Source organism: Streptomyces sp. CC228A, assembly GCF_021390935.1.
GTDB lineage: Bacteria > Actinomycetota > Actinomycetes > Streptomycetales > Streptomycetaceae > Streptomyces.
In genome coordinates, this window is the sequence record NZ_JAJPUI010000001.1 from 587,921 (window position 1) to 605,162 (window position 17,242).

The 17,242-nt window shown below is 74.6% G+C and carries 11 protein-coding genes and 2 pseudogenes; 3 read left to right on the forward strand and 10 right to left on the reverse strand.

Annotated elements, in window-relative coordinates:
- Positions 1-68 precede the first annotated feature (68 nt).
- The 6 genes and pseudogenes from cobT to L6E17_RS02670 all read right to left on the reverse strand — a co-directional run bounded on the left by cobT (position 69) and on the right by L6E17_RS02670 (position 9,286).
- Positions 69-3,844, reverse strand: a pseudogene (gene cobT, locus L6E17_RS31335) (nicotinate-nucleotide--dimethylbenzimidazole phosphoribosyltransferase).
- 356 nt (positions 3,845-4,200) lie between these two features.
- Positions 4,201-5,483: pseudogene (cbiE, locus tag L6E17_RS02650) on the reverse strand (precorrin-6y C5,15-methyltransferase (decarboxylating) subunit CbiE).
- Between the two features lie 97 nt (positions 5,484-5,580).
- Positions 5,581-6,231 (reverse strand): GNAT family N-acetyltransferase, encoded by a 651-nt coding sequence (locus tag L6E17_RS02655; RefSeq protein WP_236239145.1) that lies wholly within the window; start codon positions 6,229-6,231, stop codon positions 5,581-5,583.
- A 189-nt stretch (positions 6,232-6,420) separates the two neighbouring features.
- Entirely contained in the window at positions 6,421-7,281 is an 861-nt protein-coding gene (locus tag L6E17_RS02660) for a MetQ/NlpA family ABC transporter substrate-binding protein (protein WP_236239146.1), read from the reverse strand.
- A gap of 275 nt (positions 7,282-7,556) precedes the next feature.
- Complete coding sequence (locus tag L6E17_RS02665) at positions 7,557-8,228, reverse strand: methionine ABC transporter permease (protein ID WP_236239147.1); 672 nt, start codon at positions 8,226-8,228, stop codon at positions 7,557-7,559.
- Entirely contained in the window at positions 8,225-9,286 is a 1,062-nt protein-coding gene (locus L6E17_RS02670; protein WP_236239148.1) for a methionine ABC transporter ATP-binding protein, read from the reverse strand. Before L6E17_RS02670 ends, L6E17_RS02665 begins: the two co-directional genes overlap by 4 nt.
- A gap of 890 nt (positions 9,287-10,176) precedes the next feature.
- On the opposite strand from L6E17_RS02670, the gene L6E17_RS02675 reads away from it, so the two are divergent.
- The gene (locus L6E17_RS02675; protein ID WP_236239149.1) at positions 10,177-10,539 is read left to right on the forward strand and encodes a hypothetical protein; all 363 of its coding nucleotides are present in this window, start codon (positions 10,177-10,179) and stop codon (positions 10,537-10,539) included.
- A complete protein-coding gene (locus tag L6E17_RS02680) occupies positions 10,539-10,952 on the forward strand; it encodes a hypothetical protein (protein WP_236239150.1) in 414 nt (137 codons plus the stop codon). Before L6E17_RS02675 ends, L6E17_RS02680 begins: the two co-directional genes overlap by 1 nt.
- Before the next feature lie 85 nt (positions 10,953-11,037).
- Here the strand turns inward: L6E17_RS02680 and L6E17_RS02685 are convergent, their stop codons facing one another.
- Together L6E17_RS02685 and L6E17_RS02695 are read right to left on the reverse strand one after the other, a co-directional pair.
- The gene (locus L6E17_RS02685) at positions 11,038-11,526 is read right to left on the reverse strand and encodes a GNAT family N-acetyltransferase (protein ID WP_236239151.1); all 489 of its coding nucleotides are present in this window, start codon (positions 11,524-11,526) and stop codon (positions 11,038-11,040) included.
- A gap of 921 nt (positions 11,527-12,447) precedes the next feature.
- The gene (locus L6E17_RS02695) at positions 12,448-13,653 is read right to left on the reverse strand and encodes a glycerophosphodiester phosphodiesterase (protein ID WP_236239152.1); all 1,206 of its coding nucleotides are present in this window, start codon (positions 13,651-13,653) and stop codon (positions 12,448-12,450) included.
- Positions 13,654-13,923: 270 nt separating this feature from the next.
- On the opposite strand from L6E17_RS02695, the gene L6E17_RS02700 reads away from it, so the two are divergent.
- The gene (locus L6E17_RS02700; RefSeq protein ID WP_236239153.1) at positions 13,924-14,595 is read left to right on the forward strand and encodes a 1-acyl-sn-glycerol-3-phosphate acyltransferase; all 672 of its coding nucleotides are present in this window, start codon (positions 13,924-13,926) and stop codon (positions 14,593-14,595) included.
- A gap of 457 nt (positions 14,596-15,052) precedes the next feature.
- On the opposite strand, the gene L6E17_RS02705 is transcribed toward L6E17_RS02700, so the two are convergent.
- Both L6E17_RS02705 and L6E17_RS02710 read right to left on the reverse strand, forming a co-directional pair.
- Entirely contained in the window at positions 15,053-16,609 is a 1,557-nt protein-coding gene (locus L6E17_RS02705; protein WP_236239154.1) for an MFS transporter, read from the reverse strand.
- Positions 16,606-17,160: a TetR/AcrR family transcriptional regulator gene (locus L6E17_RS02710; RefSeq protein WP_236239155.1), complete on the reverse strand. Its 555-nt coding sequence runs from the start codon at positions 17,158-17,160 to the stop codon at positions 16,606-16,608. Before L6E17_RS02710 ends, L6E17_RS02705 begins: the two co-directional genes overlap by 4 nt.
- Positions 17,161-17,242: the final 82 nt, after the last annotated feature.

Below are 17,242 nucleotides of genomic sequence, written 5' to 3' on the forward strand. Positions count from 1 at the left end.
CACCGGTCGGGCAGGGGCCTTGCCCGCGGGGCGTACCCCCGCCCGATGGGGGCGGGGGTACGCCTCGGCTACTTCTCCGTGACGCCCGCCGAGTCGAACGTCGCCACCTCGTGCATCGCCCGCGCCGCGCTCTGGACCAGCGGGAGCGCCAGCAGCGCGCCCGTGCCCTCGCCGAGGCGCAGGTCCAGGTCGACGAGGGGACGCAGGCCCAGCTTGTTGAGCGCGGCCACATGGCCGGGCTCGGCGCTGCGGTGGCCCGCGATGCACGCGGCCAGCGACTCGGGGGCGATGGCGCGGGCCACCAGGGCGGCCGCGCCGGCGCTGACGCCGTCGAGGACGACCGGGGTGCGCAGGGACGCCCCGCCCAGGATGAAGCCGACCAGCGCCGCGTGTTCGAGGCCGCCGACCGCCGCGAGGACGCCGATCGGGTCGGCCGGGTCCGGCTGGTGGAGGTCCAGGGCGCGGCGGACGACGTCGACCTTGCGGGCGTGCATCTCGTCGTTGATGCCGGTGCCGCGGCCGGTCACCTCCGCCGGGTCGGCGCCGGTGTAGACGGAGATCAGCGCGGCGGACGCGGTGGTGTTCGCGATGCCCATCTCACCGGTCAGCACGGCCTTGTTGCCGGCGGCCACGAGGTCGCGGGCCGTCTCGATGCCGACCTCGATCGCGGAGAGCACCTCTTCGCGGGTGAGGGCCGGCCCGGTCGTGAAGTCGGCGGTGCCCGGCCGCACCTTGCGCGGCAGGAGCCCCGGCGTCGCCGGGAGGTCCACGGCCACGCCGACGTCGACGACGCAGACCTCCGCGCCGACCTGGTTGGCGAAGGCGTTGCAGACCGCGCCACCGCCGAGGAAGTTGGCGACCATCTGGCCCGTGACCTCCTGCGGCCAGGCGGTCACGCCCTGGGCGTGGACCCCGTGGTCGCCCGCGAAGATGGCCACGGCGGCGGGCTCCGGGATGGGCGGCGGGCAGGTGCGGGACAGCCCCGCGAGCTGCGCGGAGATGATCTCCAGCATGCCCAGTGCGCCCGCCGGCTTGGTCATCCGCTTCTGGCGCTCCCACGCCTCGCCGAGGGCCTTGGCGTCCAGGGGGCGGATGTTCGCCACGGTCTCCTGGAGGAGGTCGTGCGGCTCCTCGCCGGGCAGCGCGCGGCGGCCGTACGTCTCCTCGTGGACGACCCACGACAGCGGGCGGCGCTTGGACCAGCCCGCCTGCATCAGCTCCGGCTCGTCCGGGAACTCGTCGACGTATCCGACGCAGAGGTACGCGACCACTTCGAGGTGGTCGGGCAGGCCCAGCGCGCGGACCATCTCCCGCTCGTCGAAGAAGCTCACCCAGCCGACGCCCAGGCCCTCGGCGCGGGCGGCGAGCCAGAGGTTCTCGACGGCGAGCGCCGAGGAGTACGGGGCCATCTGCGGCTGCGTGTGGCGGCCGAGGGTGTGCCGACCGCCGCGGGTCGGGTCGGCGGTGACGACGATGTTGACGGGCGTGTCGAGGATGGCCTCGATCTTCAGTTCCTTGAACTGCTTGGCGCGGCCCTTGGGCAGCGACTTGGCGTACGCCTCGCGCTGCCGCTGCGCCAGCTCGTGCATCGTGCGCCGGGTCTCGGCGGAGCGGATGACGACGAAGTCCCACGGCTGCGAGTGTCCGACGGACGGGGCGGTGTGAGCCGCTTCCAGGACGCGGAGGAGGACCTCGTGGGGGATGGGGTCGCTGCGGAAGCCGTTGCGGATGTCCCGGCGCTCCCGCATCACGCGCAGGATGGCCTCCCGCTCCGCGTCGGCGTAGGCGGGTGCGGGGGGTGCGGTGGGGGCGCCCTGGGCCGGCTCGGCGGGGCCTCCGCCTGCGGCCTCGGCGGCCGCTGCCGGCTCGGCGGAGGGCTGCGCGCCGCCCGCGGACTCTCCCGTGGCGGGCTCCGCGGTGTCCGCCGTGTCCACGGCCGGGGCGGCGGGCTGCTGGGCCTCCTCCGGGGCCGGCGCCGCAGCAGCGGGCTGGGCCTCCTCGGCGGCCGGTCGGCCGGGCAGGGTGGCCTCGGCGGGCGCGGCAGCGGCGGGTGCAGCGGCTTCGGCGGGCGCGGCAGCGGGGGTGCAGCGGCTTCGGCGGGCGCGGCAGCGGCGGCTTCGACGGGCGCGGGAGCTTCGGCGGGCGCGGCAGCGGCGGACGCGGCGGCTTCGACGGGCGCGGCAGCAGCGGGTGCGGCGGCGGCTTCGGCGGGCGCGGGAGCTTCGGCGGGCGCGGGGGCCTCCGCGGGGGCGTCGGCGGGCTCCGGCAGCGTCGGCTGCGGCGCCTCGGCTGCCTCCTGGGGCTGCTCGGCCGTCGCCCCGGTCTCCGGGGCCTCAGGCGCGGGCGGGACGGCTACGGGCTCGGCTGCCGCGAGGGCGGAGGCCTCCTCCGGGGCGGCGCCGTCGCGGGGGGCGGCACGGCGGGCGCCGGCTCCTGGGCCGCGGTGGGCTCCACGGCAGGCTCCACGGCCTGCGGCTCGGCGGTCGGCTGCGGGGTCGGCTCGGCGGCCGGCGCGGGCTCGGTCGCGGCGGCCTCCGTCTCGGCGGGAACCACCGGTGCGGCCTGGTGCTCGGTGGCCTCGGGTCCGGCGGGCCCGGGCTGCGGGGCCGTCGGCTCTGCCGCCGGTTCGGCCGCCGACGCCTCGGTGGGCGCGGCCTGCTCCGGCGGTGCGGCGACCGCCTCGGGGCCGCCGGCGCCTCGACGGGGGCCACGGGCTCCGCGGCGGCTTCCGGGGCCTCGGGCGCCGTCGGCTGCACCGGGACGGACGCCTGGTCCTGGGGCTCCTGGGGCTGAGCGGCGTCCGGCGCGGGCGCGGCGGCCGGTGCGGGTGCCAGGTGCGGAGGCACCGGGAGGGAGCCGTCGACGGGGACGAACTGCCCCGTGGCGTCCGGGCCGACCGTTTCTGCTGGGGCCGCGGCCACCGCGTGGGGGTACGGGGACGGGTGTGACTCAGGGGGCGACGGCACCTGGGACCAGGGCTCCGCACCCTGCGGCGGGATGTCCGCGAACTGCGGCTGGGGCTGGGCGGGCGCGTCGAGGTATTCGGGTCCGCTCGCCGCCTGGCCCTGCTGGGCGGACGCGGGGTCCTGCAGGGCGGCGGCCTGCGGCCGGCCCTGCAAGGAGGACGGCTCAGGGAACTGGCCCTGCGGCTGGGGCTGGACCTGGGTCTGCGCCTGGGTCTGCACCTGGACGTGTGCCTGGGTCTGGGGCGCGGCCTGCGGCTGGGTCTGGAGGTGCGGCATGGTGGCCGGCCCCCGGTCGGCGAGGGAGCGCACCACGCCGGCCGTCGGCTCAGGCATGGGCGGGCCCATGTGGAGCGGGCGGCGGGGCTGCGGCGGTACGGCCGCGGCGGCCGGGGCGGGGGCGGGATGCGGACGGCTCCGAGGTCGACGGAGCCCGAGTCGCGTCCGCCCGCCTCGTGGGCGCCGGTCTCGTGGGCGTCGCTCAGGTCGTACGCGCCGGAGGGCGCCCCGTGCTGCGCCGCGTGGTGCGGCGGCACGGGCGCCGCGTGCGGGGCTGCGGCCTCCTCCGGCGCGTATCCCTGGGGCGGCACGGCCGCCTCGGCGGGGGCCGGGGTCCGGGCGGCAGCGGCGGCCTGCTCGGCGGGAGCGCCGTCGGCGGTGTGCGGCAACGGGACGGCCACGGGCGGGGACGGGGCCACGCCCGGCTGCGGTTCCGTCCAGGCGCCCTGGGCGCCCGGCATCAGCAGCAGGTCGTCGTCGTCCGCGGTGCCTTCGGCAGGATCGAGGAAGGCGTACGCACCCGGAGCGGGCATACCCGGCTGCTCCACCAGACCGTCGTTCTCCGGCAGTCCTTCGGCCGGGACCTGGCCGGTGTCAGTCATGCGTACCCCTCGCCCATCGGTTGTGCTCCTTCAGAGTTCCGCCCGTCAACACGTAACGAGCGGGCGCGCCGCGCGGCACGAACAGCACGCGGACGTGCAGCATTCTCGCCGTGTTCGGCCGTCGTGGCAGCGGGCCCGCGCCACGATCGGCTGTGGACTGCGCCACGTCGCGCACCCCCCGGTCGCGTTGTCCCCCATGGTGCCCCAAAAAGGGGCCCTTCTCCGGATATTGAATGAGGGTCCTCCAGGGTGCTGGAGGGAACCGCCCCATGTCCGGCTGCGGTGGAACGGTCGGCCAGCCTACCTGCCCTTCCGTAGCGGCGGGGTCACGGGGCGGGTTTGCGGGGCGCGGGGGCTCAGGGCCGGTGCGCGGCGATGAGGAAGGCGACCGCGCGGTGGCGATCGGACCAGGCGCCCGGGTCGAGGTGCACGGATTGGAGGAGGGCGCATTCGACGGTGTACCCGCCGTCGGTGAGGGCGGTCGCCACGGCCTCCGCCTGGTCGCGGGTGGCGGCGTGGGCGACGATGCGCTCGGGCCGCCGGTCGGCGCAGGCGGCAGTGACGGCCGCTCCCCCGCCCCCGATCCGTACGACGTCGGGTTCGGGCAGCCGCTCCAGGACGTGCGGGGCGCGCCCGTGCACGGTCTGGAGCTGGACGCCGAAGCGGCGGGCTGCGGCGTCGGTGCGGGCGCAGGCGGCGGGGTCGGCGTCGACGGCGATGACGGCCGCGCCGAAGCGGGCCGCTTCCACGGCGAAGGCGCCGTCGCCGCAGCCGATGTCCCACACGAGGTCGCCGGTGCGGGGCCCGAGGCGGGCGAGCTGGGCGGCCCGGAGCTCGGTCCCGCCGCCGGCGTCCGTCCCGGCGCGGCCGGCGGCGGGGGCCGGGTCGGCGGTGCCGGTGCCCGTGCCGGCGGCGCCGCCGGGCGCCGGGGGTCGGCGTCGTACGCCTGCGGCGGCAGGGCCCAGCCGCGTACGGAATCGTGCGGGGCGCCGCCCATGAGCCAGCTGCCGCTGCGGTCGGCGGCCGCGCCGGTGGTGTGTCCGCCGATGACGAGGACGACGTTCGGATCGCGCCAGGCGTGGTCGGCGACCTTGTCGGAGGTGAGGACGGAGACCTGCTCGCGTGCGGTGCCGAGCGCCTCGCAGATGACGAAGGTGCGGTGCACCCCGTCGAGGAGGAGGGCGAGTTCGGCGGGTCCGGCGCCGGGCGAGGTGAGGACGGCGACCTTGGGGTGGGCGCGGCAGACGTTCACGGCGCGGCGGAGCGTACGGGTGTGGGCGGCGACGATCCGGGCGTCGTCCCACGGCATGCCGGCGCGGGCGAAGGCGGCGGCGACGGAGGAGACGGCGGGGACGACCTCGACCTCCAGCCCGTGGCGGGGGTCGCGCAGGGTGCGGACCACGCCGAAGAAGCCGGGGTCGCCGTCGGCGAGGACCACGGCCGTGCCGCGGTGGCCGGCGATGCGGCGGGCGGCGAGGTCGACGCTGCCGAGGCGGACCCGCTCCGCCGAGTCGGGGACGTCCGGGAGGACGAGGTGGTGGGCGGCCCCCGCGACCAGGGTGGCGGCCGAGAGGGCGGACCGCGCGGCCGCGGTGAGGGGCGAGCCGTCCCATCCGATCACCGTGACCCGGTCGGCCATGGTCGTCTGTCTCCCTGGGGCTGTCGTGGCAGGTCGTGGCAGGGGCGAGGGTACCCGGAACGGGAGGGCCCGGGGGGTCTGCGGCGCGCTGCCGCCGTCACCGCCAGTCGGTTCCGGTGGGCAGGTGGGAGGAGGGGCTGAGCCGGCCGGTGCCGGTGTCGGCGGAGCCTTCCAGGTCCTCGGGGAGCAGGCTCCAGATGATCAGGTCGGTCCTGGTCTCCGTCCAGCGGCCGTCCGGGGCCTGGACGCGCGCTATCCCGGCGTTGCGCAGCACGCCCTCGCTGATGCAGCCGAGTTTCTGGGCGACCTGCTGGGAGGCGGTGTTGTCGGCGGCGGTGCGCAGCTCCAGGCGTTCGAAGCGCTGGTCCTCGAACAGCCAGCGGGCGAGCCCGTGCAGGGACTCGGTGGCGTATCCCTCGCCGCGGGCCCAGCGCGCGGTCACGTAGGCCACGGTGGCGGAGCGGGTCCGCCAGTCGACCTGGCGGAGGTGGACGGTGCCGACGAGGCGCTGGGTGAGGAACTCGGTGACGGCGAGGACGAGGCCGCGCCCGGAGGCGCGCTCCGCAGGAGCGATCCTGCGCACCCACTGCTCGGCGTGGGCGGTGGTGTACGGCTGGGGCGCGGACGTCCAGGCGGTGACGAGCTCGTCGTTCATCATCTCGGTGTGGGCCGGGATGTCGTCGGCGTCGTAGGGGCGCAGCACCAACCGTTCCGTGCTGATGGAGATGTCCGGAAAGGTGGGGGTCATGTGCAGCTCCATGCCGGTGGCCGAGGACTGTTCCGTGGACGGGCGACGACCGCTGGTGATGGTCGTGGACGGACAGCATGCAGCATCAGCGGGCCGCCGTGCATGGTGAGGCGGGGCGGGCCCCGCGCACCGGGTGGTGCGCGGGGCCCTCCGCGGGGCCGCCGTGACGTGACGGCCGCTCAGGTGGGGTCAACCGGCCTGGGCCGCGGCGGGGATGACGGACCCTTCGTAGGTGTCCTCGATGTACTTCTTCACCTCGGGGGAGGTGAGGAGTTCGGCGAGCTTCTTGATCCGCGGGTCGTCCTCGTTGCCGTTCTTCACGGCGAGGAAGTTGGCGTACGGGTTGCCGTCGGCCTTCTCCAGGGCGAGGGCGTCCTTCGCCGGGTTGAGGTCGGCCTCGATGGCGTAGTTGCCGTTGATGACGGCGGCGTCGACCTCGTTCAGGGCGCGGGGCACGGTGGCGGCCTCCAGCTCCTTGAACTCCAGGCCCTTCTTGTCGGTGATGTCGGCGAGGGTGGCGCCGGCGCCGACGCCGTCCTTCAGGGTGATGAGGCCGTTGTCGGCGAGGAGCTTGAGGGCGCGGCCCCCGTTGGTGGTGTCGTTGGGGACGGCGACGGTCTGGCCGGCCTTCAGGTCCTTGAGGGCCTTCAGCTTGCCGGAGTAGAGGCCGAGCGGCTCCAGGTGGACGTCGGCGACGGGCACGATGTCGGTGCCGTTCTTCTGGTTGAAGTCGTCCAGGTACGGCTTGTGCTGGAAGTAGTTGGCGTCGACCTGTCCCTGGTCCGTGGCGGTGTTCGGCAGGACGTAGTCGGTGAACTCCTTGATCTCCAGCGTGAGCCCGGCCTTCCGGGCGAGGTGGTCCTTGACGTACGTGAGGATGTCGGCGTGCGGCGTCGGGGACGCGGCGACGACGAGCGGCTTGGCCGCGTCGGGCGTGCCGGAGCCGTCCTTGGCGGAGGACGGGTCGGAGGCGGTGCCGCAGGCGGTCAGGCCGAGGGCGAGGACGGTGATGCCGGCGAAGGCGGCGATGGTCTTGGTGTTGCTGCGCACGAAGAGTGCCTCTTTCTGGTGTGGTGTCCGCCCGGACAAGGAGTGCGGGCTTCTGTGGTCGCGCCGCCCGGGGTGCGGGGGCGCGCCGGTTCTCGGGGGTGGGCCGGGTTCGGCGGCGCACCGGGGTGCCGGCCGCGCCGCTTCGGCGGCGCACCGGGCGGCGGGTGCGCCGGGTTCAGCGGCGCACCGGGGCCGGGAGCGCGCCGGTGGCGGCGGCGCCCGGGGCCGGGAGTGCGGAGGGTGCGGCGGTGCCGGGGGCCGGGTGGAGGCCGGGGTCATGACGCGGTGCGGCCGCGGCGGGCGAGGAGCCGTACGACGCCGTCGCCGAGGAGTTGGACGGCGCTGACGACCGCGACCAGGATCACGACGGTGACCAGCATGAAGGTGGTGTCGAAGCGCTGGTAGCCGTAGGTGACGGCCTTGGAGCCGAGGCCTTCGCCGCCGACCGCGCCGGCCATCGCGGAGTAGCCGATGAGGACGATGACGGTGGTGGTGACGGCGGAGACGAGCGACGGCAGGGCCTGCGGCAGCAGGACCTTGCGGACGATGGTGGGGACGGAGCCGCCCATGGACTGCACGGCTTCGACGAGGCCGTGGTCGACCTCGCGGATCGCGGTCTCGACGAGGCGCGCGAAGAACGGGATGGCGCCGACGGCGAGCGGGACGATCATCGCGGTGGGCCCGATGAAGGTGCCGACGACGAAGGTCGTGAAGGGGATCAGCGCAATCAGCAGGATGATGAACGGCAGTGAGCGGCCGATGTTCACGATCACGCCGACGGTCTTGTTGACGGCGGTGTTCCTGAGCAGTCCGCCCTTGTCGGTGAGGACGAGGAGGATGCCGAGCGGCAGTCCGCCGAGGACGGAGACGACGGTGGCCCACAGCACCATGTAGAGGGTGTCGAGGGTGCCCTGGACGAGCAGGGGCTGCATCTCGGACCAGGTCACTGGGCACCTTCCTTGGCCAGGGCGGAGGTGACGATCGCGGTGGCGCCGGAGCCCGGGGAGTCGACGGGGTCGACCTGGAGGCCCTGTTCGCGCAGGAAGCCGACGGGGACGACGTTGTCCTCGTAGCGGCCGGGGAGTTCGATGCGCATGCGGCCGATCTGATTGCCGCCGACGGTGTCCATGGCGGCGCCGAGGATCGAGATGTCGATGTTGTACGTACGGGCGAGCTGGGAGATGACGGGCCGGGTGGCCGTCGCGCCGTGGAAGGTCACGTCGACGACCGTGCGGTCGGGCCCGGTGGCCCGGCCGCTGACCGGGAACAGTTCGCGGGCGAGTTCGGAGCCCGGGGTCGCGAGGAGTTCGGCCACCGTGCCGGACTCGACGACGCGGCCCTGCTTCATGAGGGCGGCGGAGTCGCAGACGGTCTTGACGACGTCCATCTCGTGCGTGATGAGCAGCACGGTGAGGCCGAGCTGCCGGTTGAGGTCGCGCAGGAGCTGGAGGATGGAGCGGGTGGTCTCCGGGTCGAGGGCGCTGGTGGCCTCGTCGGAGAGCAGCACCTTGGGGTTGCCCGCGAGGGCGCGGGCGATGCCGACGCGCTGCTTCTGGCCGCCGGAGAGCTGCCCGGGGTAGGCCCTGGCCTTGTCGGCGAGGCCGACGAGGTCGAGGAGTTCGAGGGCGCGGCGGGCGCGGTCGGCGCCGGACGTGCCGAGGATCTCCAGGGGCAGTTCCACGTTGTCCTGGACGGTGCGCGAGGACAGCAGGTTGAAGTGCTGGAAGACCATGCCGATGCGGCTGCGGGCCCGGCGCAGTTCCCGGCCGGCGCGGCGGCCGCGGCCGGCGAGGGCGGTGAGGTCGGTGCCGTCGACCGTCACGGTGCCGGAGGTCGGGCGTTCCAGGAGGTTGACGCAGCGGATGAGGGAGGACTTGCCGGCGCCGCTCCGGCCGAGGACGCCGAACACCTCGCCTTCGCGGACGTGCAGGTCGACGCCGTCCAGAGCGGTGACCTGGCGGCCGCGCGACTCGTAGACCTTGGTCAGGCCCTTGGTGGTGATCACAGGGGTGTTTCCGTCACTGTCGAGTGCACGGCGCGGTGTCCGCCGGGCACGGGGCATTCGTCGATCCGGTTCGGTTTCCGACACGCGGCGCGGGGCTGCCGTGGGCAGGCTGGTGCGCGGGGCGGGCGCGGTCCGGCGGTCTGGCGCACGGACGCGGGCTCGGGTGTCGCGGTCGGTCTCGCTTCGGGGCGCGAGGCTCGGTCGGGGGCCCTCAGAAGGCGCACATTCGACACATACAACGAGCACCGGGCGTCATCATCGCCTCGGTCGCAAGGGTGCGGCTGCTCGTCGTGGTCATGGCTGCCATTCAAGCAGAGGCCGCCGCGAACCGATCACCGGTGTCCGCATATCGGACGCCCCGCGGGCACGATACGGACGGTTCACCCTGGCCGGGTCGAACCGGGCCGCGCCTCCATCCCGCTTCTGGCCTGCGGCGACGGGGGCTCGGCAGGGCGGTCCGCGGGCCCGCGGGTGGACCGCCGCTGTGGTCAAGACCACTCGGGGAATCCGTCCGGCCCGAGGGCTCGGGCCGACGTCCGGTGGGGCCCGCGCGTCCGCTGCCGGCGCCTCCGGGGCGTCCAGGAGGAAGCAGGCCAGGTGAGGCGCGGCCCGGGTCAGGTGCGGACCCGGATGACATGAGGCCGCGTGAGGCTGAGGCCGGGTGAGACGGAGGCCGGGTGAGCGAGGCCAGGTGACGCGGGGACCGGGTGAAACGGAGGCCGGGGTCGGCGAGGGCCACGTGAGGCAGAAGCCGAGTGAGCGAGGGCCAGATGAGGCGGAGACCGCGTGAGACGGGGACCGAGTAAGACGGGCACCAGAAGCGAGGGCCAGGCGAGGCGGGGGCCGGGGTCGGCGCCGGCGGGTTCTCGGGGCGTAATAGTCTCGAGTCCATGCTCACAGCCCTCACGGTCGCGGTGTCCGTGGCCGCGCTCCTGCTGGCCGCGTGGTGCGGCTTCGCCGCCTACCGGGACCAGCCGACGAAGGACTGGCACTTCCTCGGCATGGCCGTGGTGACGGTGCTGGCGCTGGCCCAGCTGGTGGTCGGCGTGGTGAGGCTGGCGGGCGGCGGCGAGCCCGAGGAGGGCACGGCGATCTTCGTGGCGTACCTGCTGGGCGCGTTCTTCGCGGTGCCGGCGGCGGGCTTCATGTCGCTGGTGGAGCGCAGCCGCTGGGGCTCGGCGACGGCCGCCGCCGGGGCGCTGGTGCTGGCGGTGCTGGAGGTGCGCCTCCACGACATCTGGTGGGAGGGCTGATGGCGGGCACGTCCCTGGTGAAGGGCCCGGGCATGCTGCTGGTGTGGCTGTACGGGGTGATGTCGGTCGGCGCCGTGTCGCGGTCCGTGTACCAGATCGCCGTCGACTTCGACCGCGCCCCGCTGGCGTACACGCTCTCGGCGGTCGCGGCGGTGGTGTACGTCTTCATCACGTACACGCTGGTACGGGGCGGCGAGACGGCCCGCAGGGCGGCTCTGGTGTGCTGCGCCGCCGAGCTGGCGGGAGTGCTGACGGTGGGGACGTGGACCCTGCTGGACCCGCATGCCTTCCCCGACACGACGGTGTGGTCGGAGTTCGGTTACGGATACGTGTTCATCCCGGTGCTGCTGCCCGTCACGGGCATGTGGTGGCTGCGCAGGTCCCGCACCGCCGCGGCGCGTGCCGCGGCCTGACCGTCGCGCGCCGCGCTCGCCGACCGGTCGCCGCCGGCGACCGGCACACCGCCGGGCGGCGCGGGCACTGCCGCGGGCGGGGCCTCTAGGCGGCCTTCTCCAGCGTGACGAGCGTGAGCCGCGGGCCGGCCTGCTCCCTGGCCACGGTCTCGTAGCCCTTCTTGCGGTACAGGTTCAGGTTGCCCTCGCTGCGGTGGCCGGTGAGGAGCCGGAAGCGCTTGGCGACGGCGCCGTCGGCGGGGGCGGTGGCGAAGTGCTGCTCGATGGCGTCGAGCAGGCGGCCGCCGAGTCCGTGGCGGCGCATCCGCGGGTGCACGATGAGCTTGCCGATCCGGGCCGTGCCGGCGTCGTCGACCTCGCCGCGCACGGAGGCGACGACCTCGTCCCCGAGGCGGGCGACGAGGGCGTGGCCGCGCCGGAGCTCGGCCCTCAGCTCGTCGAGCGTCTGGGTCAGGGGCTCGATGGTGTAGTCGCCGTACAGTTCGGCCTCGCTCTGGTAGCAGAGGTACTGCAGCTTGAGGATCTGCTCGGCGTCCTGCGCGCTCGCCGCTGTGATGGTCACGCTCATGCCCATGTGTGCATGCCTCCGGCTCACCTGATTCGCCCTGTCGGTCGAACGCACCTTTCCCAACCGTCCGGTGCGGCAACCTCTGCCGCGAGCATTCTGCGCAGGCATCCCAGGCAACGGGAACGCATCGGTCCCAAACTCCCCTGTGAGATACCCAACTTTCCTGCGATTTCGCGGTAGGTGAGGTCGTTCGGCGACAACATCGCAGCCAGCAGTCGCCGGCATCCGACGGGTGAGCGGCGTACCGCGGCGCGCAGGGCCCGCTGCCGCTCGGCGGCGAGTGCGGCGCGTTCGGGGCGGCGTCGTGCGCGGGCTGGTGGCGGCCGTCGGGCGCCGGCTCGTCCTCGGGACCGTAGGGCAGCTCCCGTACGGCGGTGCGGCGGGCCCGGCGGGCCTCGGCGCGCACGGCGCGGCGCAGCCAGTCGGCGGGGCGCTCCGGCAGTCCGGGGCCCGCGTGGCACTCCAGCAGGCGCAGCCAGACGGCCTGCTGGAGGTCGTGGGAGTCGACGCCCGCGGCCGGGGCCTCGGCGTCGGACTCGGCGGTGAGCAGCGGGGCGAGGGCGCCGACCAGTCCGGTGAGTTCGGGGGCGGCCGACCGGTGGCCTGCTGGTTCGCGGGAGGTCATGCCGGACACGACACGCGGCGGGGCGCGGACGGTTGCCGCGTACGCGCCCAATCCCCCGATGGGGCTGCCGCGGGGCGTGCGGCTGACGTCCTCCGCTGGTCGGGGCGGCGCGGAAAAGGGGCCCCGCGTGCGCCCGCCGCGGATTCGGCCGCCACCGCCGGTCGGGGGCGGCGCCGGGGCGAAGGCAGGCGCGCACCGGGTGGTGCGGCGCCCGCCCCGCGGCGTGCCACGAGCACGTCCGCCCCCGCCCGCCGCGGGAGGCCCGGGGCGTGGCGGGGCCGTCCCGCAGCGTGGCGTGGGTGCTACCCGCGGCGGTCCCGGTGGTCGGCGGCAGCCAGCAGTGCGGTGTCCGGCTGGTCGGTGAAGATGCCGTCGATGCCGGTGGCGAAGTACGCCCGGTACGCGCCGAAGACGTCGCCGTATGCGTCCGGGTCCGTCCCGCGCCGGAAGTCGGCGGGCAGGAAGCGGTTCTCGTTGCGCAAGGTGTACGGGTGGAGGACCAGCCCGCGGGCGTGGGCGTCGCGGACGAGGGTGGTGGCCTCGCCCAGGCGGCCCTCGGCGTCGCGGGGCACGACCAGGTCCAGGAGCGGGCCGATGCCCTGCGCATAGGAGGCGATCCAGTCCAGGCCCTCGGGTGTGACGAGGTCCGCGACGGTACGCGGGTCGCCTGCCTCGACGAAGTCCCAGGGCCGGTCGTCGGGCGTCCAGAGCAGCACCACGCGGGGCGTGCCGACCAGCCGCGCCATGCGCTCCATGCTGCTGGGCTCGAAGGACTGGAGGAACGTCGGGGAGTCGGCGCGGTGGCGGCCGTACCGGCGGAGCAGCCGGGCCAGCCGCTCCTCCAGGCCCAGGCCGAGCTTGCGGAAGTAGGTGGGGTGCTTGGTCTCGACGTGCAGCCACACCGGACGGCCCCGGCGGCGGCCCTCCTTCTCGGCCCAGCGCAGCACCTCGTCGAAGGTCGGCACGGTCCACCGGCCGTCGTAGAGGGTGTTGTGCGGCCGCGTGCCCGGGATGCGCTCCTTGGCGCGGAGGGTCTTCAGCTCGGCGAGCGTGAAGTCCTCCGTGAACCAGCCGGTGAGCGCCTGCCCGTCGACGGTCTTGGTGGTGCGGCGCGAGGCGAACTCGGGGTGGTCCGCGACGTCCGTCGTGCCCGTGATGTCGTTCTCGTGGCGGCACACCAGGTGCCCGTCCTTCGTGGGCACGAGGTCCTGCTCGATGACGTCGGCACCCATGTCGAGGGCCAGCTGGTAGGAGCCCATGGTGTGTTCCGGGCGGTAGCCGCTGGCGCCGCGGTGGGCGATGACCGCGGGAGCGGGCAGCCGCCGGTGGGCCGGGTGCCGCCCGGCGGGGGCTCCGTGCCCTGCGGCGTCCGCGGATCCGGCGGCGGTGCGGGCGGCCGCGGCCGCCGTGCCGGCCGCCGCCCCGCCCGCCGAGAGCGCGGCCGTCCCCAGCACTGCTGCTCCGAGGACGTTCCGGCGGCCCCAACTCCTGCGCGCACCCGTTGTCATGAAGGCTCCCTGCGTGAGCGTGTCGGCGGCAGCGCGCCTGTTCGCCTGTTCGGCGGACGGCCCGTTCCGCTGTTCGGCTGTCGATCGGTTGAGCGCAGCCGATGCTAGGCGGCTACGCCTTCCGTACGGGAGACCCTGGACGAACGCGTGGAAAACACAGGTCAACACTGCGTATCGACTCGGTGAACCCGACGTGCGCGCGGACCTGACTCGCGAGTATCGTCCTCACCTGCACAGACCCAAGACCACACCGGAACACCGGAGGACTCGTTGTCCCGCTTCGCGCTCATCAAGGCAGTGCTCGGCCCGGTCATGCGGCTGATGTTCCGGCCACAGGTGGAGGGCGCCGAGAACATCCCCGCGTCGGGGCCGGTGATCCTGGCGGGCAACCACCTCACCTTCATCGACTCGATGATCCTCCCCCTCGTCGTGGACCGCCAGGTGTGCTTCATCGGCAAGAACGAGTACGTCACCGGCAAGGGCCTCAAGGGGCGTCTCATGGCGTGGTTCTTCACCGGGGTCGGCATGATCCCGGTGGACCGGGACGGCGCCGGCGCCGCGGTGGCGGCGCTGCACACCGGCCGCCGGGTGCTGGAGGAAGGCCGTATCTTCGGCATCTACCCGGAGGGCACCCGCTCCCCCGACGGCCGGCTCTACCGCGGCCGCACCGGCATCGCTCGGCTCACGCTGATGACGGGTGCGCCCGTGGTGCCGTTCGCGCTGATCGGCACGGACAAGCTGCAGCCGGGCGGCGCGGGGCTGCCGCGGCCGGGCCGGGTGACGGTGCGGTTCGGCGAGCCGATGGAGTTCTCCCGCTACGACGGCATGGACCGCGACCGCTATGTGCTGCGCGCGGTGACGGACTCGGTGATGGCCGAGGTCATGCAGCTGTCCGGGCAGGAGTACGTGGACATGTACGCCACCAAGGCGAAGGCCGCGTAGCCGCGCGGTCGCGAAGGCAGGCAGGAGGGCCGCACCCCGTCCGTGGGGTGCGGCCCTCCGCGCGTACGGTCCGGCCCGGCCGCGGCTGTCCGATCTGGGAGCGGCGCCCGCGCCCGGGGCGTGGCCGGCCTGCCGGGGGCGCGTGCGGCCCGGCAGGGACGCGGGGACCGCCGAGGGGCCACGTACGGCCCGACCGAGACACCGCACGCCCGCCGAAAGGCCACCTACCGCCCGACCGAGACACTGCACGCCCACCAAAGAGCCACCTACCGCCCGACCGGGACACCGCACGCCGCCGAAGGGGCGCATACGGCCCGGCCGGGACACGGAGACCCCGCCGAAGGGGACGTACGGCCCGGCCGGGGCGTGTCGATCTCGGCCGGGGTGCGTACGGTGCGGCAACGGTCGCCTGCCGTCCGCCTGCGGACGCGGCCGGGCCGCCCCGGGCGCGGGGGCGTCACGGGTGTTCGGCCGCGCCGCCCTCCAGCCGCTGGCCGCGCAGCAGGAACCAGGCCGCCACGGCCGTGGCCAGGAGGACGGCCGCCCCGACGCCGGCCGCGATGTGCAGGCCCGACACGAAGGCGTCCTGGGCCGCGGTGACGAGCGCGCCGGCGGAACGTTCCGGTAGGGCCGCCGCCGCCTCCACCGCGCCGCCCAGCGACTCGTGCGCCGCCGCCGCGACCGGCTCGGGCACGCCGTGGGGCGTGGGAAAGTCCCGGTAGACGCCGGTCACGATGGAGCCCAGCACTGCGATGCCGAGGGCCGCGCCCAGCTCGTACGCGGTCTCCGACACGGCGGAGGCGGCGCCCGCCTGCTCCTTGGGGACGCTGGACAGGATGACGTCGGCGGTGACGGTGAAGGCGAGCCCCGCGCCGATGCCGACGACGAGCAGGGAGGCACCCAGCAGCGGGTAGCCCGTCTCGCGGCCGAGGGCCGTCAGGGCGGCCAGCGCGAGGCCGACCGCGGCGAGACCGCCGGACACGGCGGACCGTACGGAGAACCGCCGGGCCACGAAGCCCGCGACGAGTCCGGCACCGATCGCGCCGAGCGCGGCGGGCAGCTCCGCGAGGCCGGCCTGCAGGGGGCTGCGGCCCTGGACGAGCTGGAGGAACTGGGACAGGAAGAAGATCAGTCCCGCAAGGCCCAGGATCGTCAGCAGGTCGGCGAGGACGGCGGCCGAGAAACCGCGGTGCTGGAACAACCGCATGTCCAGCAGCGGCGCGTCGAGCCTGAGCTGCCTGCGCACGAACCAGGCCAGCCCCGCGGCGCCGACGACCCCGGCCACCGCGGCGTCCAGGTGCAGTCCGTGCGCGGCCGTCTCCTTCACCGCGTACACGACGCCGATCATGCCGACGAGGGAACCGGCGACGCTCGGCAGGTCCCAGGGGCCGGGCGCGGGGTTCTTCGACTCGGGGATCAGCCGGAGGCCGACGACGACGAGGACGGCCATCACCGGCAGGTTGATGAGGAAGACCGAGCCCCACCAGAAGTGCTCCAGCAGGGCGCCGCCGACGAGCGGGCCGACGGCCGCGCCCGCCGACGCCGTGGCAGCCCAGATGCCGATGGCGAGGCTGCGCTCGCGCGGGTCGTGGAAGAGGTTGCGGATGAGCGCCAGCGTCGACGGCATGAGGGTCGCGCCCGCGACGCCGAGCAGGGCCCGGGCGACGATCATCATCTCGGGGCTGGTGGCGTACGCGTTCAGCACGGACACCGCGCCGAACGCGGTCGCGCCGACGAGGAGCAGCTTCTTGCGCCCGATGCGGTCGCCCAGGCTTCCCATCGAGACCAGCAGACCGGCGATCACGAAGGAGTAGACGTCGCCGATCCACAGCAGCTGGGTGCCGGACGGCTTGAGGTCCTCGCTCAGGAACGGGGTCGCGAGGCCGAGGACGGTGGCGTCGACGGCGACGAGGAGGACGGCGAAGACGAGGACGGCGAGCGCGAGCCACCGCCCCGGCCGCCGGGCGGTCGCCTCGCCGCCCTCGGCGTGCTCTACGGTTCGGGTGCCGGTCACTGGTCCACACTCCTGCGTCGTGCTCCGCCGAGCAGCAGCTCGACGATCATGTACTGGAAGTCCTTGGCGGCGACCCGGCCGTCCTGCACGGCCCAGGCGCAGGTGCCGACGAGCCCGTAGAGCGCCTCGGTGAGCCAGGCGGGCGTCAGGTCGATCCGGAACTCGCCGCGTTCCTGGCCGCGCCGGAACAGCGCGGAGACCCGCGCGTCGAGCCGGGCCCAGCCTTCGTTGACCTGGTCGCCCTCGAACAGCTGGTTCTCGGTGACGAGGAACGACAGCAGTCCGGCGACGGGCTCCACCCCGGCGACCAGCCGCCGCAGCGCGTCCTCCGCGCCGCCCTCGTCGAGCGCGGCCGCGTCGAGCGCCGCCTCGAACTCCTGGATGCCGAGCTCCTCCAGCGCCCTGACCAGCGCGTCCCGCCCGGCGAAGTGCCGGTGCAGGGTGGCGCGCCCGATGCCCGCGGCGCGTGCGACCTCGTCCATGGTGGCGGTCGACTTGCGGGAGAGCAGGGCGGCGGCGGTGCGGAGCACCTGGTCACGGTCAACACTCATGAGACAACCATACCCCTATTGAGACAGCAATGTCTCACCTGAAAGGTGATCGACTCACTGTTTGGGTCGGAAGGGAGCAGGT